Source organism: Tenacibaculum aiptasiae, from assembly GCF_008806755.1.
Taxonomy (GTDB): Bacteria; Bacteroidota; Bacteroidia; order Flavobacteriales; family Flavobacteriaceae; genus Polaribacter; species Polaribacter aiptasiae.
On sequence record NZ_WAAU01000008.1, the window covers coordinates 733,200 to 758,456 of the forward strand.

Here is a 25,257-nt window from a genome sequence, read left to right on the forward strand (position 1 = left end):
AAGAATTGTACGCAATTTTAGACATTGAAACGACAGGAGGTAAATTTAACGAAGAAGGCATTACTGAAATTGCTATTCACAAATTTGATGGACATCAAATAGTAGATCAATTTATAAGTTTAGTAAATCCTGAAAGAGAAATTCAAGAGTTTGTTGTTAAACTAACAGGTATTAACAATAAAATGCTTCGTAATGCACCTAAGTTTTATGAAGTAGCTAAACGAATTATTGAAATTACTGAAGACTGCATCATTATTGCTCACAATGCTAGCTTTGATTATAGAATTTTACGTACAGAATTTGATCGTTTGGGGTTTAATTACCAACGCAATACCTTATGTACTGTTTCACTTAGTAAAAAATTAATTCCAGAAGCCCCTTCGCATAGTTTAGGTAAACTATGTAGGTTTGTTGGTATACCAATGTCTGACAGACATAGAGCTAATGGTGATGCTTTAGCTACTGTACAACTTTTCAAGTTATTACTAGAAAAAGATATTGATAAGGAAATTATTCAGCAATCCATAAAATATACTGATAACCGACACGAAAAACAACGTTTCTTAAAAATATTAGACAAACTTCCAGAAAGACAAGGTGTATTTTATGCTCACAATGAAGAAGGTAAAATCATATACATTGGTCGAGGAAAAAATATAAAACAGGAAGTAAATAAACTCTTTTTAAAAGAAACACCTAAAGCTCAAAAAGTACAAAAGAGAGTTGTAGAAATAAGTTATGAAGAAACTGGAAACATTCTTCTTACACGTTTAAAATACCATACAGAACTTCTTAAATTAAAACCTAAATTTAATATTATTCGTAGAAGAAAAGTTAATGATAGAAACTTCAATCACGATAACTTTTTAATTGTAGATAAAGGGAGAATCCCTGAAGAGCATGGTGTTATTTTAGTAGAAAACAATCAAGTAGTTGGGTATACTTTTACCAATTTAGCTTTTCAAGAAAATCAACTAGCTATTTTAAAATCTATGGTGACCCCAATTGAGGACAAACAGTTGGCTAAAACCATAATTAAAAACTACTTACTTAAAAACAAAGTACCTAAAATAGTAAGACTACAAGTAGAAAATAATTTGTAATATTGTCTTAAATCAACTTTTTCATTTGAAAACCGAATCAAAAAATTGGAAAGAAAAACTTCATGAAATAATTTATGAAGCGGATACTCCTGCGGGTAAATTATTCGACATTGTATTATTAATTGCAATTATAGCTAGTATTGTGTTAGTTATGTTAGAAAGCGTTAATAGCATCAATGCGAAGTATGGCGAAATTTTAAACATTTCTGAATGGTTGATTACGATTCTTTTTTCTGTTGAATATATTGTTCGTATCGTTTCTATAAATAGACCTCAAAAGTATATTTTTAGTTTTTATGGTGTTATTGATTTACTTTCAACATTACCCAAATACTTAGCTATTTTCTTTACTGGCACGCATAGTTTAGTTGCTTTAAGAGCATTACGATTACTACGTGTTTTTAGAATCTTAAAACTTGCTCGTTTCATAGGAGAATCTAATAACTTTATGAAAGCACTTAAAGCAAGTAGAGCTAAAATAGCTGTATTCTTATTTTTCGTATTAATTTTATGTGTCATTTTAGGTACTGTAATGTATTTGATTGAAGGTGGAGATAATGGTTTTACAAGTATTCCTAGAAGTGTATATTGGGCCATTGTAACACTTACAACTGTTGGTTATGGAGATATTGCTCCTCATACACCTTTTGGGCAATTTATAGCTAGTATTATTATGATTCTTGGTTATGGTATTATTGCTGTTCCTACGGGTATAGTTAGTTCTGAAATGGTTAAAGTGAACGATATAAACTTAAATACACAATCTTGTCCTAGTTGCTCTTATGAAGGACATGACGATGATGCCTCTTACTGTAATCATTGTGGAAGTAAATTACACGACTAAATGAAAAATACTTTAATTACCATTGTTGGTGCAACGGCTATTGGAAAAACTGCACTTAGTATAAAACTAGCGCAACATTTTGGTTGTGATATCATTTCATGTGATTCTCGTCAATTTTATAAAGAAATGTGTATTGGAACTGCAGTTCCTGACGCTGAGGAACTGGCTTCTGCGACACATCATTTTATTCAAAATAGAAGTATTTTTGAAGATTATTCTGTTGGGCAATTTGAAAAAGATGCTTTAACTAAATTAGATGAATTGTTTCTTAAAAATCCTATTCAAATTATGGTCGGTGGAAGTGGCTTATATGTTGATGCTGCTTTAAAAGGTTTAGATTATTTTCCTGATGTAGATCCTGCTATTAGAGTTAATCTTACTAAAGAATTAGAAGAAAAAGGAATTGAACATCTTCAAAGTAAATTAAAAGACTTGGATCCAGAAACATATAATTCTATTGCTATAGACAATCCTCACAGACTTATTAGAGCTTTAGAAATTTGTATTGGCACAAATAAAACATATTCATCTTTTAAAAATAAACCTAAAACACCACGTAATTTTCAATCAATCAAAATAGGGTTAACTGCTGATAGAGAAAAAATGTATAACCGTATTAATCAAAGAGTTGACATTATGATTAACAACGGTTTATTGGAAGAAGCTAAGAAACTGTACCCCCATAAAAAGCTAAACGCGTTACAAACCGTTGGATATCGAGAGCTTTTCGAATATTTTGATGGAAATTTTACTAAAGAATTTGCTATAGAAGAAATTAAGAAAAACACACGTCGTTTTGCTAAAAGACAGGGTACATGGTTTAGAAAAGATAAAAGTATTATTTGGTTCGATTTTCAAGATGATATACAGCATATTATCCAAGAAATAGAAAATAAAATTTAACTACTTTTAAGTTTTTCAATTTATTCTCTTTTATATATTTGTGAAAAATAATTAAGAAAACAATGAAATTTAAATTTATACTTTTTGTAATAACATTATTTACAACATTATCATATGCGCAGACTAAAGTAGGTACTGTTAATAGTGATTATATTATTGGTAAAATGCCACAAATGAAGAATGTTATTCGTAGAGTTGAAAATTATGGAAAAAAACTAGATTCTTCTTTTCAAATAAAAGCTAAAGATTTTCAAGCAAAAGTTGAAGCTTATAAAGCAGCTGAAAAAACATTATCTCATGAAGAAAAAAAATCCAAAGTTCAAGAAATTGCTACTTTAGAGCAAGAAATTGGAAGTTTTAGACAAAACGGAGCTAAATTATTACAAATTCAAAAAAACGATAGTATGCGTCCATTGTATAAAAAATTAAGTGAAGTTATAGCTGAAGTTGCAAAAGCAAATGGATATACTCAAATTTTAACAACCAACGGTAACCAATTTGAATATATTGATGAACGTTATGATATAACTAAGTTAGTTTTAGAAAAATTAGGAATTAAAGAATAAGCTCTTTTGATGGATAAAAAATCAAAAGATTTATTATTACAATATAAAGGATTTTTAGAAACACCTTTTCTATGGCATGGAAAAGGTGTTTTTGATTTCATACAGTTTGAAATTTCAAACCTCAAAACTACTTCTTTTGATGCTATAATTATTCAAAAACTTCGCTTAGGTAAACTTGTAGAACGTTTTGTTTCTTTTCACTTACAACAAAAGCCTAGTATAAAAATACTTACAGAAAATTTACAAATTCAGGAAGGAAAAAGAACAGTAGGAGAATTAGATTGTATATTATTAAAAGAAGATAAGCCAATTCATTTAGAAATTATTTATAAATTCTATTTATATGATTCTAATGTAGGTAGTACTGAAATTGAGCATTGGATAGGTCCCAATAGAAGAGATAGTTTGTATCAAAAACTAACTAAATTAAAAGAAAAACAATTACCCCTACTCTATTCTAAAGAGTGTGCTACTTATTTACAAGATTTAAATTTATCTGCTCATGAAATTGAACAACAAGTATATTTTAAAGCTCAATTGTTCACTCATTTAAAAAGTTTTAAAAAAGATAAATTCCCAATTATAAACAATGAATGTATTGCTGGATTTTATATTCATCCTAATGAATTAGAGCAATTTAAAGATTCTAAGTTTTATATTCCAAACAAACATAATTGGTTAGTAATACCTCATACTAACATTAACTGGTTAAACTTTAATGATTTTACTTCTAAACTTCAAATCTATTTAGACGAAGAAAATGCTCCTTTATGCTGGCTTAAAAAACCTAATGGTGAACTTATTAAATTCTTTGTGGTTTGGTGGTAACTTTATTTTTGGTTATTCTTTTCCTTGAGGTTATAAAATATACTCCGGTTAACAATACTATAGAAGCTATTATCGATTGACGAGTTAATTCTTCATCTAACAAACTCCAACCTAATACCAAAGCTATTACTGGGTTTACATAAGCGGATGTTGCTACTTTTTCTGGAGAAACCATTTTTAATAAATAATTAAATGCAGTAAAAGCAACTATCCCACCAAACACAATTAAAAACACCATTGACATCTGAGTTTTATAAGACCATTCAAATGGAGAAATCCATGTTTCTTTAAAAATTAAACTTGCTGTACCTAACATTATAGCTGCAAATAACATTTGATATCCTGTACTTACTAAATAGTTTTTAGGCAAATCGGCCTTAGCCACAAAAACACTACCATAACTCCAACTCAACACACAAGTTAACATCATAAAAATTCCTAAAACACTTCCTTCTGAGGTAGAAATCTCTTCCTGACTTACCAATAAGTACATTCCTACCATTCCTAACAAAACACCGATCATTGATTTTTTTTGCATTCTTTTCCCATCAATCAAACGTAATAAGAACAATACAAATAAGGGCTGAGTTGAAGCCAACAACGCTGCAAAGCCGCTATCTACATATTTCAACGCCCATACAAAAACACCATTACCATATACCAAGAACAAGAACGCCGCTATTACCGAATTAACAAACTGATTTTTTGATAATTTTGTAGGTATCTTCATCAATTTAGCTATCAAAATAATTAATAAACCGGCCATTAAAAAACGTATGGTTGCTAAAAACAAAGGCGGAATTTCTGTTACTGCTATTTTATTAAATAAATAGGTAGATCCCCATATAATATAGATAGAAAAAAACGCTCCAATTATTAATAGTTTTGATGTTTTCATTTTTGCTTGCCTTCTAGAGATAAAAGTACAATTATACTTTCAATTTATTCAAACAAAAAGAATTTCATTTTCTCTATTGACTATAAACTACAATAAACATTAAACTCGCATGCATATTACTATACATACGAGTTTTCTTAATTAATGATTCCCTTCTTCACTTTTATTTTCCTTTATATAAGCAATATCCCTTGTATTTTTTTGTACAGATATGGCAGCGAAAAGACTTAATGTAAAAGACATACCATAAAATCCTTTTTCACTCAATAATAAATCTGCATTCCAAAGTCCAACTACTAACAGAACAATAGATGTTATAGTGGTAAACCAACTCATTCCGTAATAAATCTCTGTTACTTGTATTCCTTCTAATTTATCTCTAATTGTTTTCTGTATAGAGATAACTGAGAATAACGCAAAAAGCAATACTGTAAAATAATACCCTTTCTCATTCAATTCCATCTCAGCATTCCATAGTCCAATACAATATGCTGAAATCCCTATTATTAATACTCCCCATGAAGCTCCCACAAATGCCGATGTTGGTTTTTGATCAAAAACTTTAACTGTTTTATTCTTTTTCTTTTTAACCTCTTTAGTATGTTCAAAAGTTTCTATTTGGTTATTCATAATTTTCATTTTTAATTACAGGACAAAAATGCAATGACTATTATTTTTTTTAAAAACAAAATATTCGAAAAACCAACGATATAATTCAACTCAAAAATTAAAAAAAAACTATATTTACTATATTTTAAAAACAAATAACCAACGATATAATGATAGATTTAAAATCTATAATTTCTACCCTATCTTCTGATGAGCAACATAAGTTTATACTTTACTTAGAGAAAAAAAATAAAAGAAAAGATGCAAAAAACATTCAACTATTTAAACTTATAACAAAGGGAGAAACATCGATTTCTATTATTTGTAATGACTTATATAAAAGTCAAAAAAGAGATGCTTATTATACTCTAAAACAACGTTTAATAGACTCTCTAATTGATTTTATAGCCAATAATAAATTACAAGGCGAAAACTCTATTGATATTCAAATTGTAAAATACATTCTTGCTGCTAGAGACTTTTTAATAAACAAAAACTATAAAACGGCTTATAAAATTTTAGATAAAGCTGAAAGTATTGCTAAAGAATATCAACTCTTTACAATACTTAGCGAAATATATCATACTAAAATTCAATATGCATATACAATTCCTAACACTAACATAGATGCCATTGTTAGTAATTTTAAAGAAAACCAAAAGAATCATTTTCTTGAAGAAGAGCTTAACATTGTATACGCTAAAATTAGACAAACTCTAAAAACAATGAACTACGAAGGTGGTAGTCATTTAAGTTTCCAAGAAATTACCAACACTATTTTCAAAGAACATAATATTAGCATCAACAATAGTATGTCTTTTAAATCTTTGTATCAGTTAATAACCATTGCGAGTATTTCAGCTTTTGTAAGTAAAGATTTTATCACTGTTGAAGCTTTTCTTATTGATACTTACGAAACTCTAAAAAAGAAAAAGGAAAATGAAAAACAACTCTACTATCATATTAGAGTACTATATTTAATTTCTAATACCTTATTTAGGAATAAAAACTTTGACAAATCTATGTATTATCTCAATATAATGCATGAGTATATGCTTCAAGGTAAAAAAAAGTACTACAACTATTTTAAGTATAATTATTCATTATTATTTGCCTTAAATAAAAACTATACAAACAAACAAGCAGAAGCTATACATATTTTAGAAAAACTAATTGACAAAAAAAATACTGATGTAAAAACCATGTTAGATATCCGCTTAAGTCTAATTATGTTTTACTTTCAAAATAATCAACTACAAAAAGCACTACAATTATTTTCTAAATTTTATCATTCCGACAATTGGTATATTGAGAAAAATAGTATGGAATGGACAATTAAAAAAAATCTTATTGAAATTTTACTTCATTTAGAATTAAATAATATTGACTTATTTGAATCCAGATTATTAAGTTTTAAAAGAAAATACTACGATTATTTAAAAGATATTGGACAACTTCGTGTTATTAATTACCTAGGTTTGGTTGAAAAGATTTATAAAAATCCAGAGTCAGCTACTTCTACTGATTTCTTTAACAAAGTTGAAAACTCTTTTGACTTCATAGGCGCTAAACATGAAGATCTTTTTGTAATGAGTTTTTATGCTTGGCTAAAAAGTAAAATGTATAAAAAGAGTGTATTTGATGTTACTTTAGAATTAATTAATCAGGTTAAAGCTTAGATATAATATTCTTGTAAAAAACAAAAATCACCTTTAAAAGGTGATTTTTGTTTTTTTTATATACACATTTACATAAGTGTTTCTAAATAATGATTCTCTATTGAATAGGCATTTTTTAAACTTGAGATTTTGTCTTCAATTTTTGAAACATCATTCTTTTTAGAGGATTTAGTACCAACTAACATTACATTCTTACGAGTATGCTCATTGCTTATAAATTCAAATACTTTAGTATTATAATTATTCTTTTCTAAAATAAGTGCTCTTATAGTATCTGTTACCATTTCAAACTGACGTTCTTTAAAAATACCATACTTTAATAATGGACTTTCTTGCTCTTTTCCTTTTACTTGCTGACGGATTTGTTTATGACAACATGGAGCGCATATAATTAACTCTGCTTTCGAAGATAATCCTTTATAAATAGCATCGTCAGTTGCTGTATCACATGCATGTAATGCTATCAAAATATCTATCTTATTATTATCGTATTCTTGAATTGGCTGTGCTACAAACGATAAATTTTTAAATTCAGACTTCTTAGCAACATCATTACAATAGGTAACTAATTCCTTTCTTAACTCAATACCAGTTACTGTAGCGTTATACTTTTTTTGATTTACTAAATAATCATACAAAGCAAAAGTCAAATATCCTTTTCCAGATCCCATATCAACAATATTGATTTTCTTTGGAAGTTTTGTTGATTTTAGTAATCCTTCTATAATTTCTAGATACTTATTTATTTGTCGGTATTTATCTGCCATTTTATGAATAACCTTACCTGACTTATCTGTAATACCTAAATATTGTAAATAACTTCCAGCTTCAGCTAATCGTTCTTTTGGTTTATCGTGTGTTTCAGGTAACTTATTTTTAAAACTTGGGGCATTTAATTTATAAGACACCTTTTTCTTTTTTGATATAAACACCAACAAATCATTAGACAATGTAAAAAGCGTAGCTGCTCTAAAATTATCCATTAATAAGATTTCTAATTCTGATATTGCTTCTTTTAATGTATAGTTTTTTACTTTATCATTAGTTGTATAATGATAAGTAAATTGAAACATTTCTGTTCCTTTTATTTTTATCAATCTAACATATACATTTGGCAATCCATCACTTTTTCTAATAGGCTTACTTAAGGTAAGCTTTACAAAATTAGATTCTAAAACACTTTGATTTAGCGTATCTCTTAACTGTTGAAATTCATTCATTTTGCAAAAATAGTCAATTAACTTAGTTAAGTATAAATTGTATTAAAGTTTGAACAAACAAAAACACATAAAACACTCATTTAAAATATTTTAACTAACTTTAATAACATTTAAATCATAGAATTATGAAAAATTTATTGTTAATTATCATTTTCTTAGGGTTTAGTATTTCTTCTTTTTCTCAAAAAGAGAATTTAAAACTAAAGAATATTAAAAGTAAGTACGCCAATATTTTCTTTAAGTCACCAAACAAATACGATAATAAAGAACAACCTTTTATGGTTTCAAAAATTATCTATTCTACAAGCTTTAAAGAATCAGAATCAAAAAATAAGTATCAAATTTCTATCTACGGTAAAGTAAACAATAACAAAGAACAAATTCTTTTCAACGCCAAAAACATTCAAGAGTTATCTTATTATAGAAAAGTTTTCAAAGGAAAATATAAAAAAATTCTAGTCTTTAACTATGGGTATTATAAAGGAAAAAAGAAATATTACGACACTTCTCTTTCCGTAGAATATTAAATAAAAAGGTGAATATTAAAAACATTCACCTTTTTATTTATGAATTCCTAGAACTTAATGTTTCTTCTATATCTAACAAACTTAAATTCTTAGTTTTTAATAAAATTAAAAAGTGATATAATAAATCTGCTGCTTCATTTTTAAACAATTCTTCATTATTATCTTTTGCTTCAATTACTAATTCTACAGCTTCTTCTCCTACTTTTTGTGCTACTTTATTAATGCCTCTTTTATATAATTTATTAGTATAGGATGTTTCAACATTATCATCTATTCTATTATTTATGGTCTCTTCTAGCTTATACAAAAACCCTTTTGATGTTTCTTCTGAAAAACACGATGTTGTTCCTTTATGACAGGTAGGACCTTGAGGAACCGCTTTTATTAATAAAGTATCTTCATCACAATCAAGGTGAATACTTTTTACTTCTAAAAAGTTACCTGACTCTTCTCCTTTTGTCCACAATCTATTCTTACTTCTACTATAAAATGTAACTCTTTTTTCTTTTTGTGTTTTTAAAAAAGCTGCTTCATTCATATATCCCAGCATCAAAACCTGTAAGGTAAAGTTATTTTGAATAATTACTGGAATCAACCCATTTCCCTTTGCAAAATCTATATTCATCGTATTGCTATGTTTTGTTCTTTTAAATATTGTTTAAGTTTTGGTACTGGTATTTCTGAAAAGTGAAAAATACTAGCTGCTAACCCTGCACTTGCTTCTGTTTTTGTAAAAACTTCTTTAAAATGCTCTTCTATCCCTGCTCCTCCCGATGCTATTACTGGTATGTTTACTTTTTTACTTACTAAATTTGTAATCTCTATTGAAAACCCCTCTTTAGTACCATCACTATTCATAGAAGTTAATAAGATTTCTCCAGCACCTAAACGCTCCACTTCCTTTGCCCAACTAACTGTTTCTAAACTTGTTTCATAAGTACCTCCTTTGGTAAATACTTTCCATTCATCATTTACATTTTTAGTATCTATAGCTACTACTACAAACTGACTTCCAAAACGATTCTTTAAATCAGTTATTAACTGAGGGTTTTTCACTACTGATGAATTAACACTCACTTTATCTGCTCCTGCTTTAATCAAAGCTAATGCATCATCTACTGTACTTATTCCTCCTCCTACGGTAAACGGTATGTTTATTTCTTTGGCTATTTTCTCTACCAATTCCACCAAAGTTTTTCTATTCTCTAGAGTTGCAGTAATATCTAAAAAGACCAATTCATCCGCTCCTTCTTCTACATATTTTTTTGCAAGTTCTATTGGATCTCCTGCATCTCTAATATCTATAAAATTAACTCCTTTAACTGTTCTTCCATTTTTGATATCCAAGCAAGGAATTATTCTTTTTTTCAACATAACTCTTGTAATTCTTTTAAACTTATTTTCCCTTCATAAATAGCCTTTCCTAAAATAGCTCCTTCACAACCTATCTCTTTTAGTCTTACTAAATCTTCAATAGTAGCAACTCCTCCACTTGCTATTAAATTCACTGCACTTTTACTCAAAATTTCTAAATATAAATCTACTGAGGCTCCTTGAAGCATACCATCTTTAGCTACATCTGTACAGATAGTACTTTGTACTCCAATTTCTTCATATTCTTTTATAAAGTCTATCACATCTATCTCCGAAGTTTCTAACCAACCTTGTGTTGCTATTTTTCTATTTTTACAATCTGCTCCCAGAATAATTTTTTCGCTTCCATACTTTGTTAACCATCCAATAAAAACATCTGGATTTTTAATTGCTATACTTCCTCCTGTTATTTGATTTGCTCCACTTTCAAAAGCAATACGTAAATCATCATTAGACTTTAAACCTCCTCCAAAATCTATCTTTAAATTAGTCTTTGTTGCTATTTCTTCTAATACCTTATAGTTTACAATATGCTTTGATTTTGCTCCATCTAAATCTACTAAGTGTAAATATTTTATTCCATTATCTTCAAACTCCCTAGCTACTTCTAATGGATTTTCATTATATATTTTTTTAGTTGAATAATCACCTTTTGTAAGTCGAACACACTTTCCTTCTATAATATCTATCGCTGGTATAATTCTCATTATATCTGTTTTATAATTCTAAAAAATTCTTTAGTAACTTCTCACCTATACTTGCCGATTTCTCTGGGTGAAATTGCATTGCATAAAAATTATCTCTTTGCATCACAGTACTAAACAATTCTATATAATTACATGTAGCAACTGTATCTTCTGAGAGCTCTGCATAATAACCATGAACATAGTATACATCATCATTAACATTTATACTTTCTGTTATTTTTGATTCTTTTATTGTTGAAAAATTATTCCATCCCATATGTGGTACCTTTTTCAACGGAGGAAACTTTTTTGTTTCAGCATTAAAAATCCCTAAACATTTTGTATTTCCTTCTTCTGATGATTTACACATAAGCTGAAGTCCTAAGCAAATTCCTAATACTGGTTGTTTCAATGATATCAATATTCTATCTAGCCCTTTATCTTTAAGATACTTCATTGCTGAACTAGCCTCACCTACTCCTGGAAATATTACTTTATCTGCTTGTTGTATTTCTTCTAAATCATCGGTTATAATGCTCTCGTATCCCAAACGACTAATTGCATTTTGAACAGACCTTATATTTCCTGCATTGTATTTTATAATTGCTATCATTTTATAATGCTCCTTTGGTTGATGGTAAAATCATTTTACTAGAATCTCTCTTAACAGCAACCTTAATCGCTTTAGCAAAAGCCTTAAATATTGCTTCTATTTTATGGTGTTCATTTACTCCTTCTGCTTTTATATTCAAGTTACATTTAGCTCCATCAGTGAATGATTTAAAGAAGTGAAAAAACATTTCTGTTGGCATTTTTCCTATCATCTCTCTTTTGAACTCTGCTTCCCATACTAACCAATTTCTTCCTCCAAAATCTATAGCCACCTGAGCTAAACAATCGTCCATAGGAAGACAAAAACCATAACGCTCTATACCTAGCTTATTCCCTAAAGCTTTATTAAAAACCTCCCCTAATGCTATTGCGGTGTCTTCAATTGTATGGTGCTCATCTACCTCTAAATCTCCATTTACTTTTATAGCTAAATCCATTTGTCCGTGACGAGCTATTTGATCTAACATATGATCAAAAAAAGCGATTCCTGTACTTATATCACTTTGTCCTGTTCCGTCAAGATTTAATTGAATACTTATTTTTGTTTCATTCGTATTTCTAACAACACTCGCTACTCTTTCTTCTAGTTTCAAGAACTCATAAACAGCATTCCAATCATTACTTTTAAGTGCTATAAATTCATCCAATTCACTTCTTTTTACTGTAATTTCATCTGTTCCTAAAAAAGTTTCGTCGTTTATATAAATTCCTTTGGCTCCTAAATTTTTAGCTAACTCAATATCAGTTAAGCGATCACCAATTACAAATGAATTTGCTAAATCATACTCCTCTGAAAAAAACTTTGTTAATAAACCTGTATTAGGTTTTCTTGTTGGTTGATTATCTGTTGCAAATGTTTTATCTATAAATTCTTCTGAAAAAATTATTCCTTCTTCTTTTAGAGTATTCATTACAAAATTATGTACAGGCCAAAATGTGTTTTCTGGATAAACCTCTGTACCTAGCCCATCTTGGTTAGTTACTAATACCAATTCAAAATCCAACTCCTTTGCTATCTTACCCAAACCTTGAAATACTTTTGGATAAAATTGAAGTTTCTCAAATGAATCTGTTTGTTCATCTGCTGGTTCTTTAATTAAAGTTCCATCTCTATCTATAAATAATACTCGTTTCATATTATAATTCTTGTAATGCGTTGATTAGTTTTTGATTTTCTTCTGGACTGCCTATTGTTATTCGTAAGCAATTATTAATTACACTATTTCTGTTTCTCGTAATTATTTTCTTTTTTACCAAGTCTTTATACAATTCATTTACTTTTTCTACTTCAACCAATACAAAATTAGCTTCGGTAGGATAGATTGTTTTGACCATTGGCAATTGAGATAATTGAGTTATTACTTTTTCTCTCTCTATTAAAATGATATTCTTTTCAATTTCGAATTTTGTTTGATTATTCAAACTCACCAAAACTGCATTTTGATTCAAAGAGCTTACATTGTACGGAGCCTTTACTTTACTATATAAATCAATAATTTTTGAGCTTGCATAAGCTATTCCAACTCTAGCTCCAGCTAATCCCCATGCCTTACTAAATGTTTGGCTCACAATTAAGTTTGGGTAATTTTTAATTTCAGCGACTAAAGATTCTTTTGTACTAAAATCAATATAAGCTTCATCAATAATTACAACTCCTTTAAAATTTTCAAGAATGTATTCTATATCTTCTTTGTTAATTATATTCCCCGTAGGGTTGTTTGGAGAACAGATAAAAATTAACTTTACTTCATCCATTTCCAAGTAAGGCTGTAACTGATTTAAATTGATTTGAAAATCTGCTAATAATGGTTGTTTAATTAATTCTACATCATTTATCCCTGCTGAAACATCGTACATTCCATAAGTTGGTGAAAAAGTCAAAGCTTTATCTTTACCAGGTTCACAAAATATTCTGAATGCCAAGTCAATTACTTCATCACTTCCATTGCCTACAAAAATTTGATTCGTATTTATTTCTTTAATCTCTGAGAGTTTTTCTTTAATACTTTTTTGTTGTGGGTCTGGATAACGATTTAAAGTACCAAATGGATTCTCATTAGCATCTAAATATACTTCTGCCTCTCCTTTAAACTCATCTCTTGCAGAAGAATACGCTTTCAAACTTTGGATATTAGGTCGAACTATTTTTTCTAACTCAAACATTCTATATAGCTTTTAATCTTAATGTTACTGCATTTTTGTGTGCCTGCAAACCTTCTGCCTCAGCCATTAACTCAATAGCTTTTCCTATTTTAGAAATCCCTTTTGCTGTTACTTCTTGAAAAGTTATCTTCTTCACAAAGCTGTCTAAAGAAACTCCACTATAATTTTTAGCATATCCATTTGTAGGTAATGTATGATTTGTTCCACTTGCGTAATCACCTGCACTTTCACAACTATAATTTCCTAAAAACACTGATCCTGCATTAATTATTTTACTTATGTATTGAGTTGCATTATCAGAAGCTATAATTAAGTGTTCAGGTGCATATTCATTACTAAATTCAATAGCTTCTTCAATAGTATTTAAAACAACCGAAAAACTATTTTCTAATGCTTTTTCTGCTATTTCTTTTCTTGGTAACTCTTCTAATTGACTTTCAACTTCTTTTAACACTTCTTCTACTATAGTAGTTTTAGTTGTTACCAATACGACTTGGCTGTCTGTTCCATGTTCTGCCTGTGATAATAAATCTGCTGCTACAAATGCTGGATTTGAAGTTTCATCTGCAATAACCAAAACCTCACTCGGCCCTGCTGGCATATCAATAGCAACTCCTTTCTGTTGTACTAATTCTTTTGCTTTAGTTACATATTGATTTCCTGGCCCTAAAATTTTATACACATTAGGTATGGTCTCTGTACCATAAGCCATAGCTCCTATTGCTTGTGAACCTCCTACTTTAAAAATTTTAGTAATTCCAACTAACGATGCCGTATATAAAATCGTAGGATTTATCTCTCCCTTTTTATTTGGTGGTGTACACAAAATAATTTCTTTACACCCTGCTATTTTTGCTGGAACTCCTAACATTAGAATTGTTGAAAACAAAGGTGCTGTACCTCCAGGAATATAAAGTCCAACCTTATCTATCGCAACACTTTTACGCCAACAAGTAACTCCTTCTGATGTTATAACCTCTTTTTCTTCTTCTTTTTGAGAAGTGTGAAAAATCTCAATATTTGATTTTGCTAACTGTATTGCTTCTTTTAAATCGTTACTTACTTTTTTCTTAGCAATCTCTATTTCTTCTTCAGTTACTTCAAAAGAAGTGATATTTAATCCATCAAACTTTTTCGCGTATTTAATTAAAGCTTTGTTTTTATTTAACTTAACATCTTCCAAAACCTCTTTAACTACTTCATCTAAATTACTTTCACTTAAAGTAGCTCTCTTGCAAAGGTTTTTCCAATCTTTTCTATTAGGATATTTTATAATCTTCATTTTTATTCCTTAAAATTTAAACTACCATTTTTTCAATTGGACACACTAAAATCCCTTCAGCTCCATTGTTTTTCAACTCATCTATTATTTCCCAAAACTCATTCTTGTCTAATACCGAGTGTACAGAACTCCAGCCTTTTTCTGCTAATGGCAATACTGTTGGGCTTCTCATTCCTGGTAAAATATTGATGATTTTATCAAGCTTATTATTAGGTGCATTTAGTAAAATATACTTAGACCTCCTACCCTTTAAAACCGATTGTATTCTGAATTGCAGCTTATTTAAAATTTCTTGTTGCAATGATTCTAATTTAGGTGACACTGCTAAAACTGCTTCGGATTTTAGGATGACTTCAACTTCTTTTAAATTATTTTTGAAAAGTGTAGAACCACTAGAAACGATATCACAAATACCATCTGCCAAACCAATATTAGGAGCAATTTCTACCGATCCGTTAATAATGTGTAACTGTGAATCAATATTGTTTTTGGTTAAAAAGTCTTGTACTGTTTTCGGATATGATGTTGCTATTTTTTTATTCTGAAAAAAAGACAATCCGTTATATTCTTCTCCTTTAGGAATTGCTAGAGATACTTTACATTTTGAAAATCCAAGTTTCTCTATAAACTCGATTCCTTCTCCTTTTTCTATCAATAAATTTTCTCCAACAATTGCTATATCAATAACTCCATCTTTTAGGTATTGTGGAATATCACCGTTTCTTAAATAGAAAACCTCTAATGGAAAATTGCTTGCTGAAGCTTTCAATTGATCTTTACCATTATCAATAGAAATACCGCAGTCTTTTAATATCTGTAAGGAATCTTTATTTAGTCTTCCCGATTTTTGTATGGCTATTTTTAATTTACTCATTTTCTTAAGTTTGGTTTGAGTAAATCTTTATAGAGAAGATAATTTCCTGGCGCCTATGGAAACAAAAAACCCGTTTGATTTACTCAAACGGGGTTTAAATATATTTTATTTTTAATCAATACATCTTCACTTCGCTTGAGTGCAAATATGATGATGATGATGTAATTGATTAAAGTTCATGTCTTTATTTTTGTTTTACAAATATTTGAAATAATTTTTTAATTTTCCTAATTAAATTAATGTTAATTATAAATTACTCAATAAATCGTACAAACTTTCTTCTTTTTCTAGGCCCATTTTTTTCTTAATCCTGTACCTGACAGTTTCTACGCTTCTAGGAGAAACATTGACTAATTGAGCTACTTCCTTACTTTTCAAATTCGATACAATATAAGTACAATGCTTCAGATCGTTAACCGATAAGTTTGGTGCTACTTTTTTTAATTTATTATAAAAATCTGGTCTAGTTTTCTCAAATTGTATTCTAAAATCTTCCCATAATTCTTCTTCTGAGATTAAATTCAGTAATTTTTTATTTATAGTTATAAAGTAACTTGATGCATCCAAATTGTTCTCCAAATGAGTCTCTAAATCTTTGCATATTTTTCTAATAGCATCGTTATACGTTGAGATTTTTAAAACTCTTGAAAATAATGCTTGTTCATTTAATTTTAATAGATTTTCTATTTCCTTCTTATTTTTAGAAAGCTCTTTATTTTTACCTTTTAAATCTACTATTAAGCCTGCTAATTCTTTATTTAATTCCTTAATTTCTCTGTTTTTTTCTTTATTTCTTTTCCAATAAAAAATTTGAGTTAGAATTAGAACTACCAATAAAACAATTGTTAAAACACTCCAAAGTATTATTCTATTTTGATCCTTTATTATTTCCTTTCCTTTTTCTTGTAACTCATTTTCTAATTCTAATTCTCGAGTATAAAAATCTTCTATTCTCTTTTCTGTTTCTTTATTAGCAGCTCTTAAGTTATTAGTTACATTTTTATAACGTTCTAAAGCTTTCTTATACTCTTTTTTCTCTTCATGAAGCTTCCCGTAAGTTTCATTAATCAAACTTGTAGTAAAACTAAAACTATCATCTTTAAAAGTAATTCCTTCTGCTATTTTTAAATTACGAAATGCATCATCATATTTTTTTAGTCTCAAATAGTTATGACCAATAAAATAGTGCATTCTTCTTAATCCTGTTATTTTCTCTTCGTACTTATTTAACAACTTTAAAAACTCAAAAGCATACTTATTGGATTCCTCCCACTTACATCTTCTTTTTGCATTCACCGTTAAGTTGTAGTAAGCATCTATCTGTTGAGGAATTTCATTTATTTTTTTATACTCAACTACTGCTTTTTCAAATAAAACTTTTGCTTTTTTGTAATTAGCACTTCCTTTTGTAATTGTTACGCCTCGAGAGTTAAAAATAGTTCCCTTTAGAAGAATATCGTTTGTTTTTTCGGCTAATTCATAAGATTTTAAAAAAGTTTCTTCAGCTTTATCATATCTAGTTAAGAATAAATTCTTAACTCCATTTAGATAATATATTTTACTTTTTATAGTGTCTTCTTCTACTTCAATTTTATTGAGCTTAATAAAACGCAGAATACTATCTAATAACTGACCATCTTCAGTTCGTTGAAATCTGTAATAGTCTTTTATTACTTTTTCTTTATAATCTTTTACTGTTATTGCCTTTTCTTGGCTTAGTATAGCTAGGGGGGCTATTAAAAATATTATTAAAAAAAATAAAAATGTTTTATTGTTTTTCACTTTAATTAATGGTTTTTCAGGTACTTCATTTATACTACAAGCAATTTATTTTTAAAATTTAGCTTTAATTTTCATCAGATTTTAACACAAAAATACATCAATTCTACTACAGGCTATTTTGTTCTGTTTTGAATAAATATTTTTGTCTCGAAATTATTAGTTCTTTCCCCTTACTATAATTTTATTTTTGTTCAAAGTTACCAAAGTATAATGATGTTCTTTTTCCCCTTATAGATTTCCTCGTTAATCATTTTGGTAACTTTTCCTTTTCAATACTATTTTAACATTCTTTTATATTTTTTTTTAGCCACTTAAAAATTTCTAATTTAACTTTTGCTTCTTTTACACTTTGCAAATAAAACGCAATAATAAAAATTTACTAGCTTAATTCAAGGTTTATGACAATCTATTTTTAATTAAATCAAATAAAACAGCTAGAACACTACTTAAACAAACTAATACTATTTTAACATAAACAAAGGTTATTTTAATTAACCAAAATAAAAAAGCCACCTTAACAGGTGGCTTTTATTATAAATAAGTTTTTATTGCTTTAAATCTATCTAAAAGAGATTTTACGCATACGTAAACTTTCAGGAGTAACTTCTAAGTACTCATCAGGTCTAATATATTCCATACACTCTTCTAAAGAAAAATCAACTTTTGGTGCAATTTTCACTCCATCATCAGAACCAGAAGCACGTACGTTAGTTAATTTCTTTCCTTTAATTAAGTTTACAGCTAAATCTCCATCTTTTGAATTTTCTCCAACAACTTGACCTTTATAAATCTCTTGGTTAGGATCAATAAAGAAACGTCCTCTATCTTGTAAACGGTCAATAGCATAAGCTGTAGCTTTACCAGTTTCAGAAGAAACAATAGCTCCTTTTAACTCATCACTAAATTCACCTTTATAAGGACCATACTCACTAAAACGGTGGTTGATGATCGCTTGACCAGCAGTTGCTGTTAAAATTTTATTACGTAAACCTATTAATCCTCTTGAAGGAATGTTAAATTCTAAATGCTGTAAATCTCCTTTTGGTTCCATTACTAATAAGTCTCCTTTACGTAATGTTACTAAATTAATAGCTTTTGAAGCTACATCTTCAGGAAGATCGATTGATAATGTTTCATATGGTTCACTCTTTACACCATCAATATCTTTTAAAATTACTTGTGGACGCCCCACTTGTAACTCATATCCTTCACGACGCATTGTTTCAATTAATACTGATAAGTGAAGAATTCCACGTCCAAATACATTGAATTTATCTTCTGTATCAGTTTCATCAACACGTAATGCAAGGTTTTTCTCCATCTCTTTAAATAAACGATCACGTAAGTGACGAGATGTTACATATTTTCCTTCTTTACCAAAGAAAGGTGAGTTATTAATAGTAAACAACATACTCATTGTAGGTTGATCTACTTCAATTCTTGGTAATGCTTCAGGGTTTTCTAAATCTGCAATTGTATCTCCAATTTCGAAATCATCAATACCAGTTACTGCACAAATATCTCCACTACGAACTTTTTCTGTTTCAGCTTTACCCATTCCTTCAAAAACGTGTAATTCTTTGATACGAACTTTTTTCGTAGTTCCATCAGCTTTACAAAGCATGTAATCTTTATTCTTCTCTAAATCTCCACGGTATACACGTCCGATAGCAATTCTTCCTTTAAAAGAAGAATAATCTAACGATGTAATTTGCATTTGTGGTGATCCTTCTCTGTACGGAGCTTCAGGAATAGTTTCAATTACCGCATCTAATAAATCGATAATATCAGTTTTCTCATCCTTCCAATCAGTACTCATCCAACCATTTTTAGCCGAACCATAAATTGTTGTAAAGTCTAATTGTTCTTCTGTAGCTTCTAAAGCAAACATTAAATCGAAAACTTTTTCGTGTACTAAATCTGGTGTACAGTTTTCTTTATCAACTTTGTTTACAACTACAATAGGTGTTAAACCTAACTCAATTGCTTTACCTAATACAAAACGTGTTTGCGGCATTGGTCCTTCGAAAGCATCAACTAATAATAAAACACCATCAGCCATTTTTAATACACGTTCTACTTCACCACCAAAATCGGCGTGACCTGGAGTATCAATTACATTAATTTTAACTCCTTTATAGTTTACAGATACGTTTTTAGAAAGAATTGTAATTCCTCTCTCACGCTCTAAATCGTTGTTATCTAACAATAAATCAGTACGTTCCTTACGTTCATCTAAGATTTTTGCCTGATCTATAATTTTGTCTACTAAAGTCGTTTTCCCGTGGTCAACGTGCGCTATAATAGCGATGTTTCTAATTGATTGCATTCGTGCTTATTTTGAAGCTGCAAAAGTAGTGTTTTAAAAATGAATACTATAGGGAAGTTGAATTATTTTTCTTCTTCTGAAGATTCATCGTCTCCTCGGAAGGCACTTGGGAGTATATCTGGAATAAATTTTATTAGTAATGGTAATAGTAAAGCTCCTCCTGGCAACATAAAAACTGTAAACGCAGGAATAGCTTTACATATATCTAACATTTGCTCTTTTACCTTTATCTTTTCTTCTTCAGATAAATTTGTGGTAAGAGACTTTTTTATCAAAAAAACTAGCTCTTTGCTTTCTTGAAGCTCTTTAGCTAGTCTTTTTTTATTTTTTTGAATAGCTTCTTTTATTTCGTCAACCGTACTCATTACAGTTTACGACGCTTTCTTTCGGTTTTCAATAAATTTAATTCTCTTGAAGTTTGACCTGCTACCGAAGTATTTTCTTCTGCTCTACGAATTAAATATGGCATTACATCACGTACTGGTCCAAAAGGAACATATTTAGCTACATTGTATCCTTCTTGGGCTAAATTAAAGCTAATATGGTCGCTCATACCATATAGCTGACCAAACCACATACGCTTATCTGTCGATTCTACGTTATACTCTTTTGCTAAATCCATTAACAAATAAGAACTTTCTTCGTTATGAGTTCCAGCAAAGATTGCCATGTTCTTATGCTCCATCATAAAACGAACAGCTTCATTATAATTATCGTCTGTTGCTTGTTTATCTACACAAATTGGTGATGGATATCCTTTTTCTTTTGCTCTTTCTCTTTCTTTTTCCATATAGGCACCACGTACTACTTTCATACCTATGTGATATCCTTTTTGATGTGCTCTTTGATATAAACCTCTTAAGTATTCTAATCGGTCATGTCTGTACATTTGTAATGTATTAAATACAATAGCTTTTTCTTTATTGTAAATTTCCATTAACTCTTCAATCAAATCATCAGCAGCATCTTGCATCCAACTTTCTTCTGCATCAATTAATAATGGGACATCTTTCTCTGCTGCTGCTTTACATACTATATGAAAACGCTCTACAACTCTTTCCCATTCTACTTTTTCTTCTTCTGTATGCTCTTCACCCTCGGTTAATTTTTGGTATAAAGCAAAACGTCCAAAACCTGTTGGTTTGAATACTGCATATGGTATTGATTTTTTTTCTTCAGCAAAATCAATTGTTTTCAATGTCATTTGTAAAGCATCTTCAAACTGTGCTTCATCTTCTTTTCCTTCTACTGAGTAGTCTAAAATACTATGTACATTACCACGATCGTACATTTTTTCTATGTTAGGTAAACAGTCATCTTCTGTTACTCCTCCACAAAAATGATCGAAAACTGTTGAACGGATTAAACCTTCAACTGGTAAGTGTGCCTTTAAGGCAAAATTAGTTACCGCTGTTCCTATGCGAACCATTGGCTGGTTCTGTATCATTTTAAACAAAAAATATGCTCTTTCTAACTCTGAGTCAGATTTTAATTTAAAAGCAGTTTCGGTGTTGTCAAAAAGTCTCATTATCGAGGTAATATTATTATTTGATTTTAAAGACAAATATAACAGACACATATGATATATTTTAATATTTTCTATTTAATTTCGCCTTTAAATTATAGATTGAAATGACTTCTATTCAAGCAGCAACATACACTATCCATTTTCAAGAAAAAGCGTATATCGAATTAGCTAATTTAATTCGCAACAATAATTACTCGTCTATTTTTGTTCTTGTAGATGACAATACGATAATGCATTGTTATCCTAGGTTTATGCAATTACTAGAAACCGATAAGCCCATTGAAATTATTCAAATTGATGCTGGTGAAATTTATAAAAACATCGATACTTGTATTGGTGTTTGGAATGCTATGACCGAATTAGGTGCCGATCGTAAAAGTTTATTAATTACTCTTGGTGGTGGTGTAATTACCGATTTAGGTGGTTTTGTTGCCTCTACATTTAAACGTGGAATTGATTTTGTAAACATTCCGACTACTCTTTTAAGTATGGTAGATGCTTCTGTAGGTGGGAAAACTGGTGTTGATTTAGGTGTTTTAAAAAATCAGATTGGTGTTTTTGCTAATCCTGAATTGATTGTATTAGACCCTGAATATTTACATACGGTTACTCCTAGAGAAATTAGATCTGGTACTGCTGAAATTATTAAATACGGAATGACACATGATATTCGTTTATTTAATGAAATTAAAGACAATCCTGAATTAAATATTATAGACTTAATTCATCGATCTATTGAAATTAAAAACGAAGTTGTTTTAGAAGACCCTAAAGAGAAAAATGTTCGTAAAGTTTTAAACTGGGGTCATACCATTGGACATGGTGTTGAATCTTATTTTTTAGAAAGTGACCATAAAGAAAACCTAACTCATGGTGAAGCTATTGCTATAGGTATGGTTTGTGAAGCATATATTTCTTCAGAAACTTTAGGTTTTTCAAAAGATAAACTTGAAGAAATTAAAAAAGCTATTCACACTATATATGGTAAAATAGAAATTTTAGAAGATGACTTTTCTGCTATTCTTGAATTAATGAAACACGATAAAAAGAATATCGGTGGTGAAATTAACTTTGTTCTTTTAAAGGACTATGAAGATTTCAAAATCGATTGCAAAGTCCCATCTAACCTAATTATAGATAGTTTAAAATACTATAACATAAATTAAAAAAGGCGAGAAATTTTCTCGCCTTTTTTAATTTATGCTGTTACCGAGCAACTTTTATATATTTCTTCATATACTGGTAAAATATTTTCTAAAGAAAACAACTTTATATGTTCTTTGGCATGTTCTTTAAATTGATTTAATATAACCTCGTCTTTTAAAATCTTAATAGCATTTTTAGCCATATCATCTACATCACCTAAATCACTTAAATATCCTGTTTTACCGTCTATATTTACTTCTGGAAGACCACCTGTATTTGTTGATATCACAGCTGTACTTGCCGCCATTGCTTCCAAAGCTGCCAATCCAAAACTTTCTGTTTCTGATGGTAATAAAAACACATCTGAATAACATAATATTTTAGCCACCTCATTACTGTTTCCTAAGAACAACACCTTATCTTCTAAACCAAATTCTTTTACTAAATTCTCAGCTTTTAAACGTTCTGGTCCATCTCCAACCATTAATAGCTTTGATGGAATTTCCTTTTGAACTTGATTAAATATTCGAATCACATCGTCGGTACGCTTAACTGGTCTAAAATTACTTACATGCGTTAAAATTCTTTCCTCTGGTTTTGCCAAACCAATACGTTTACATTCAGCTTGATGCGCTTTGTCGTATTTGTCACCATCAATAAAGTTATATACTACTTTTATGTCCTTATCAATATTGAACAAACGCAATGTATCCTCTTTTAAACTATTAGAAACTGTAGTTACTTCATCCGATTTATTAATACTAAACTCTACAGCTGTTTTATACGTTGGGTGACTTCCTACTAAAGTAATATCTGTACCATGCAATGTAGTAACTACTTTTACATTAATACCTTTTTCTTCTAGCATCTTTTTAGCCATATATGCGGCATAGGCATGCGGTATTGCATAATGTACATGTAACACTTCTAATTGATGCTTTTCAACTACTTCAACCATCTTACTAGACAATGCTAATTCATAAGGTTGGTATTGAAATAAAGGATACTCTTCTAATACTACTTCATGAAAGTGTATTCTGTGTGAAAAAAAGTCTAGTCGAACTGGTTGATTATATGTTATAAAATGTACTTCATGCCCTTTATCAGCTAATGCCATACCTAGTTCAGTTGCTACTACTCCACTTCCTCCAAAGGTAGGATAACATACAATTCCTATTCTCATTTATTGTGTTTTATTATTTGGTATTATTAATGACGTAAATTTACGTTTTTACTTACGCTTTAATGTGAAGAAAAACATAAAAAAATCCCGCATAAAAGCGGGATTTTGAATGTTATTTTAAAAACTATTTCTTAGTAGTCTCCTAATGTTTCTGGATTTTGTGCTAACGATGCCTCTAATTGCTCATCGTTTGGTGCTTTACCATGCCATGCATGTGTATGCATCATAAAGTCAATTCCATTCCCCATTTCTGTATATAATAATACACAAACTGGTTTTCCATTTCCTGTACGAGATTTTGCATCAGCCATTCCTTTTAAAATAGCATCAACATCATTTCCTTCTTTAATTTCTAATACATCCCAACCAAAAGCTTCAAATTTAGCTTTTAAGCTTCCCATTGCTAAAACTTCGTCAGTAGTACCGTCAATTTGTTTTTCATTTACGTCTACAGTAGCAATTAAGTTATCTACTTTTTTTCCTGCTGCATACATTGCTGCTTCCCAGATTTGACCTTCTTGCAATTCTCCATCACCATGTAATGAATATACAATTTTATCATCTCCATTCAACTTTTTTGCTTGAGCTGCACCAATAGCAACACTCATTCCTTGACCTAAAGATCCAGAAGCAATACGAATACCTGGTAAATGTTCGTGTGTTGTTGGGTGTCCTTGTAAACGTGTATCTAACTTTCTAAATGTTGCTAACTCAGCAACTGGAAAGAATCCGCTACGTGCTAATACACTATAATAAACTGGCGATATATGTCCGTTTGATAAAAAGAATAAATCTTCATTATTTCCGTCCATTTTAAAATCAGTAGAATAATCCATGATTTCTTGATATAAGCAAGTAAAAAATTCTGCACATCCTAAAGATCCTCCAGGGTGTCCTGAGTTTACTGCATGTACCATACGAACGATATCTCTACGTACCTGTTGTGTAAATTCTTGAAGCTGTTGTGTTGTCGACATTATTTTTTGTTTTATCTCGACAAAAGTAATAGTTTAAAAAATAATTGCCAATTACTTTTTCAATTCTTATTTAAAAAAGGGTTCTATAATTTTTAGTCCTAATTTTACCTTCTTATTTTATCAAAAGATTAAACAAATAAACTA

The 25,257-nt window shown here is 29.5% G+C and carries 25 protein-coding genes; 8 read left to right on the top strand and 17 right to left on the bottom strand.

What is annotated here, in order from left to right:
* Window positions 1–5: 5 nt before the first annotated feature.
* From F7018_RS06295 to F7018_RS06315, 5 genes are all read left to right on the top strand, one after another.
* Complete coding sequence (locus F7018_RS06295) at window positions 6–1,103, top strand: exonuclease domain-containing protein (protein WP_150899163.1); 1,098 nt, start codon at window positions 6–8, stop codon at window positions 1,101–1,103.
* 25 nt (window positions 1,104–1,128) lie between these two features.
* Window positions 1,129–1,947, top strand: a complete 819-nt coding sequence (locus tag F7018_RS06300; RefSeq protein ID WP_150899164.1) for an ion transporter — start codon at window positions 1,129–1,131, stop codon at window positions 1,945–1,947.
* Window positions 1,948–2,850: a tRNA (adenosine(37)-N6)-dimethylallyltransferase MiaA gene (gene miaA / locus F7018_RS06305; protein ID WP_150899165.1), complete on the top strand. Its 903-nt coding sequence runs from the start codon at window positions 1,948–1,950 to the stop codon at window positions 2,848–2,850.
* A 62-nt stretch (window positions 2,851–2,912) separates the two neighbouring features.
* On the top strand, window positions 2,913–3,416 hold the full coding sequence (locus tag F7018_RS06310; protein ID WP_150899166.1) for an OmpH family outer membrane protein: 504 nt from the start codon (window positions 2,913–2,915) through the stop codon (window positions 3,414–3,416).
* Between the two features lie 9 nt (window positions 3,417–3,425).
* Complete coding sequence (locus F7018_RS06315; RefSeq protein WP_150899167.1) at window positions 3,426–4,244, top strand: DUF1853 family protein; 819 nt, start codon at window positions 3,426–3,428, stop codon at window positions 4,242–4,244.
* Here the strand turns inward: F7018_RS06315 and F7018_RS06320 are convergent.
* Together F7018_RS06320 and yiaA are read right to left on the bottom strand one after the other, a co-directional pair.
* Entirely contained in the window at window positions 4,219–5,142 is a 924-nt protein-coding gene (locus F7018_RS06320) for an EamA family transporter (RefSeq protein WP_150899168.1), read from the bottom strand. The genes F7018_RS06315 and F7018_RS06320 overlap by 26 nt on opposite strands.
* A 141-nt stretch (window positions 5,143–5,283) precedes the next feature.
* On the bottom strand, window positions 5,284–5,772 hold the full coding sequence (yiaA, locus tag F7018_RS06325) for an inner membrane protein YiaA (protein ID WP_150899169.1): 489 nt from the start codon (window positions 5,770–5,772) through the stop codon (window positions 5,284–5,286).
* 149 nt (window positions 5,773–5,921) lie between these two features.
* On the opposite strand from yiaA, the gene F7018_RS06330 reads away from it, so the two are divergent.
* Window positions 5,922–7,430, top strand: coding sequence for a hypothetical protein (locus F7018_RS06330; RefSeq protein WP_150899170.1), 1,509 nt, complete (start codon window positions 5,922–5,924; stop codon window positions 7,428–7,430).
* A 68-nt stretch (window positions 7,431–7,498) separates the two neighbouring features.
* Here the strand turns inward: F7018_RS06330 and F7018_RS06335 are convergent, their stop codons facing one another.
* Window positions 7,499–8,650, bottom strand: coding sequence for a class I SAM-dependent methyltransferase (locus F7018_RS06335; protein WP_150899171.1), 1,152 nt, complete (start codon window positions 8,648–8,650; stop codon window positions 7,499–7,501).
* 125 nt (window positions 8,651–8,775) lie between these two features.
* On the opposite strand from F7018_RS06335, the gene F7018_RS06340 reads away from it, so the two are divergent.
* Window positions 8,776–9,177 (top strand): hypothetical protein, encoded by a 402-nt coding sequence (locus tag F7018_RS06340; RefSeq protein WP_150899172.1) that lies wholly within the window; start codon window positions 8,776–8,778, stop codon window positions 9,175–9,177.
* A 37-nt stretch (window positions 9,178–9,214) separates the two neighbouring features.
* Here F7018_RS06340 and hisIE read toward each other — a convergent pair whose 3' ends face one another.
* The 12 genes from hisIE to F7018_RS06400 all read right to left on the bottom strand — a co-directional run bounded on the left by hisIE (window position 9,215) and on the right by F7018_RS06400 (window position 21,807).
* Complete coding sequence (gene hisIE / locus F7018_RS06345) at window positions 9,215–9,802, bottom strand: bifunctional phosphoribosyl-AMP cyclohydrolase/phosphoribosyl-ATP diphosphatase HisIE (RefSeq protein WP_150899173.1); 588 nt, start codon at window positions 9,800–9,802, stop codon at window positions 9,215–9,217.
* Window positions 9,799–10,551 (bottom strand): imidazole glycerol phosphate synthase subunit HisF, encoded by a 753-nt coding sequence (gene hisF / locus F7018_RS06350; RefSeq protein WP_150899174.1) that lies wholly within the window; start codon window positions 10,549–10,551, stop codon window positions 9,799–9,801. Before hisF ends, hisIE begins: the two co-directional genes overlap by 4 nt.
* On the bottom strand, window positions 10,545–11,258 hold the full coding sequence (gene hisA, locus F7018_RS06355; RefSeq protein ID WP_150899175.1) for a 1-(5-phosphoribosyl)-5-[(5-phosphoribosylamino)methylideneamino]imidazole-4-carboxamide isomerase: 714 nt from the start codon (window positions 11,256–11,258) through the stop codon (window positions 10,545–10,547). Before hisA ends, hisF begins: the two co-directional genes overlap by 7 nt.
* A 10-nt stretch (window positions 11,259–11,268) precedes the next feature.
* On the bottom strand, window positions 11,269–11,850 hold the full coding sequence (gene hisH, locus F7018_RS06360) for an imidazole glycerol phosphate synthase subunit HisH (RefSeq protein ID WP_150899176.1): 582 nt from the start codon (window positions 11,848–11,850) through the stop codon (window positions 11,269–11,271).
* A gap of 1 nt (window position 11,851) precedes the next feature.
* The gene (gene hisB / locus F7018_RS06365; protein ID WP_150899177.1) at window positions 11,852–12,985 is read right to left on the bottom strand and encodes a bifunctional histidinol-phosphatase/imidazoleglycerol-phosphate dehydratase HisB; all 1,134 of its coding nucleotides are present in this window, start codon (window positions 12,983–12,985) and stop codon (window positions 11,852–11,854) included.
* Between the two features lies 1 nt (window position 12,986).
* Window positions 12,987–14,012 (bottom strand): histidinol-phosphate transaminase, encoded by a 1,026-nt coding sequence (gene hisC, locus F7018_RS06370; RefSeq protein WP_150899178.1) that lies wholly within the window; start codon window positions 14,010–14,012, stop codon window positions 12,987–12,989.
* A 1-nt stretch (window position 14,013) separates the two neighbouring features.
* Complete coding sequence (gene hisD, locus F7018_RS06375) at window positions 14,014–15,294, bottom strand: histidinol dehydrogenase (protein WP_150899179.1); 1,281 nt, start codon at window positions 15,292–15,294, stop codon at window positions 14,014–14,016.
* Between the two features lie 16 nt (window positions 15,295–15,310).
* Entirely contained in the window at window positions 15,311–16,168 is an 858-nt protein-coding gene (gene hisG, locus F7018_RS06380; protein ID WP_150899180.1) for an ATP phosphoribosyltransferase, read from the bottom strand.
* 246 nt (window positions 16,169–16,414) lie between these two features.
* Window positions 16,415–17,950 carry a tetratricopeptide repeat protein gene (locus tag F7018_RS06385; protein ID WP_150899181.1) on the bottom strand — a complete coding sequence of 512 codons (1,536 nt, stop codon included), beginning with the start codon at window positions 17,948–17,950 and terminating at the stop codon, window positions 16,415–16,417.
* A gap of 559 nt (window positions 17,951–18,509) precedes the next feature.
* The gene (typA, locus tag F7018_RS06390; protein ID WP_150899182.1) at window positions 18,510–20,279 is read right to left on the bottom strand and encodes a translational GTPase TypA; all 1,770 of its coding nucleotides are present in this window, start codon (window positions 20,277–20,279) and stop codon (window positions 18,510–18,512) included.
* Between the two features lie 62 nt (window positions 20,280–20,341).
* A complete protein-coding gene (locus F7018_RS06395) occupies window positions 20,342–20,644 on the bottom strand; it encodes an LETM1 domain-containing protein (RefSeq protein WP_150899183.1) in 303 nt (100 codons plus the stop codon).
* Window positions 20,644–21,807, bottom strand: a complete 1,164-nt coding sequence (locus tag F7018_RS06400) for a proline dehydrogenase family protein (RefSeq protein ID WP_150899184.1) — start codon at window positions 21,805–21,807, stop codon at window positions 20,644–20,646. Before F7018_RS06400 ends, F7018_RS06395 begins: the two co-directional genes overlap by 1 nt.
* 104 nt (window positions 21,808–21,911) lie before the next feature.
* Here F7018_RS06400 and aroB point away from each other — a divergent pair, with 104 nt between their 5' ends.
* Window positions 21,912–22,973, top strand: coding sequence for a 3-dehydroquinate synthase (aroB, locus tag F7018_RS06405; protein ID WP_150899185.1), 1,062 nt, complete (start codon window positions 21,912–21,914; stop codon window positions 22,971–22,973).
* 32 nt (window positions 22,974–23,005) lie between these two features.
* Here the strand turns inward: aroB and bshA are convergent, their stop codons facing one another.
* Window positions 23,006–24,136, bottom strand: a complete 1,131-nt coding sequence (gene bshA / locus F7018_RS06410) for an N-acetyl-alpha-D-glucosaminyl L-malate synthase BshA (RefSeq protein WP_150899186.1) — start codon at window positions 24,134–24,136, stop codon at window positions 23,006–23,008.
* Window positions 24,137–24,267: 131 nt separating this feature from the next.
* Window positions 24,268–25,113, bottom strand: a complete 846-nt coding sequence (locus F7018_RS06415; protein WP_150899187.1) for a transketolase — start codon at window positions 25,111–25,113, stop codon at window positions 24,268–24,270.
* Window positions 25,114–25,257: the final 144 nt, after the last annotated feature.

Bases quoted from the DNA above. Each gene is read 5' to 3' on its own strand.
- hisIE (WP_150899173.1), bottom strand. From the start codon at position 9,802: ATGAATATAGATTTTGCAAAGGGAAATGGGTTGATTCCAGTAATTATT.
- hisA (WP_150899175.1), bottom strand. From the start codon at position 11,258: ATGAGAATTATACCAGCGATAGATATTATAGAAGGAAAGTGTGTTCGA.
- F7018_RS06340 (WP_150899172.1), top strand. From the start codon at position 8,776: ATGAAAAATTTATTGTTAATTATCATTTTCTTAGGGTTTAGTATTTCT.
- F7018_RS06315 (WP_150899167.1), top strand. From the start codon at position 3,426: ATGGATAAAAAATCAAAAGATTTATTATTACAATATAAAGGATTTTTA.
- hisF (WP_150899174.1), bottom strand. From the start codon at position 10,551: ATGTTGAAAAAAAGAATAATTCCTTGCTTGGATATCAAAAATGGAAGA.
- F7018_RS06335 (WP_150899171.1), bottom strand. From the start codon at position 8,650: ATGAATGAATTTCAACAGTTAAGAGATACGCTAAATCAAAGTGTTTTA.
- typA (WP_150899182.1), bottom strand. From the start codon at position 20,279: ATGCAATCAATTAGAAACATCGCTATTATAGCGCACGTTGACCACGGG.
- F7018_RS06395 (WP_150899183.1), bottom strand. From the start codon at position 20,644: ATGAGTACGGTTGACGAAATAAAAGAAGCTATTCAAAAAAATAAAAAA.
- hisB (WP_150899177.1), bottom strand. From the start codon at position 12,985: ATGAAACGAGTATTATTTATAGATAGAGATGGAACTTTAATTAAAGAA.
- F7018_RS06330 (WP_150899170.1), top strand. From the start codon at position 5,922: ATGATAGATTTAAAATCTATAATTTCTACCCTATCTTCTGATGAGCAA.
- F7018_RS06415 (WP_150899187.1), bottom strand. From the start codon at position 25,113: ATGTCGACAACACAACAGCTTCAAGAATTTACACAACAGGTACGTAGA.
- hisH (WP_150899176.1), bottom strand. From the start codon at position 11,850: ATGATAGCAATTATAAAATACAATGCAGGAAATATAAGGTCTGTTCAA.
- miaA (WP_150899165.1), top strand. From the start codon at position 1,948: ATGAAAAATACTTTAATTACCATTGTTGGTGCAACGGCTATTGGAAAA.
- hisG (WP_150899180.1), bottom strand. From the start codon at position 16,168: ATGAGTAAATTAAAAATAGCCATACAAAAATCGGGAAGACTAAATAAA.
- aroB (WP_150899185.1), top strand. From the start codon at position 21,912: ATGACTTCTATTCAAGCAGCAACATACACTATCCATTTTCAAGAAAAA.
- hisC (WP_150899178.1), bottom strand. From the start codon at position 14,012: ATGTTTGAGTTAGAAAAAATAGTTCGACCTAATATCCAAAGTTTGAAA.
- F7018_RS06310 (WP_150899166.1), top strand. From the start codon at position 2,913: ATGAAATTTAAATTTATACTTTTTGTAATAACATTATTTACAACATTA.
- bshA (WP_150899186.1), bottom strand. From the start codon at position 24,136: ATGAGAATAGGAATTGTATGTTATCCTACCTTTGGAGGAAGTGGAGTA.
- F7018_RS06400 (WP_150899184.1), bottom strand. From the start codon at position 21,807: ATGAGACTTTTTGACAACACCGAAACTGCTTTTAAATTAAAATCTGAC.
- hisD (WP_150899179.1), bottom strand. From the start codon at position 15,294: ATGAAGATTATAAAATATCCTAATAGAAAAGATTGGAAAAACCTTTGC.
- yiaA (WP_150899169.1), bottom strand. From the start codon at position 5,772: ATGAATAACCAAATAGAAACTTTTGAACATACTAAAGAGGTTAAAAAG.
- F7018_RS06320 (WP_150899168.1), bottom strand. From the start codon at position 5,142: ATGAAAACATCAAAACTATTAATAATTGGAGCGTTTTTTTCTATCTAT.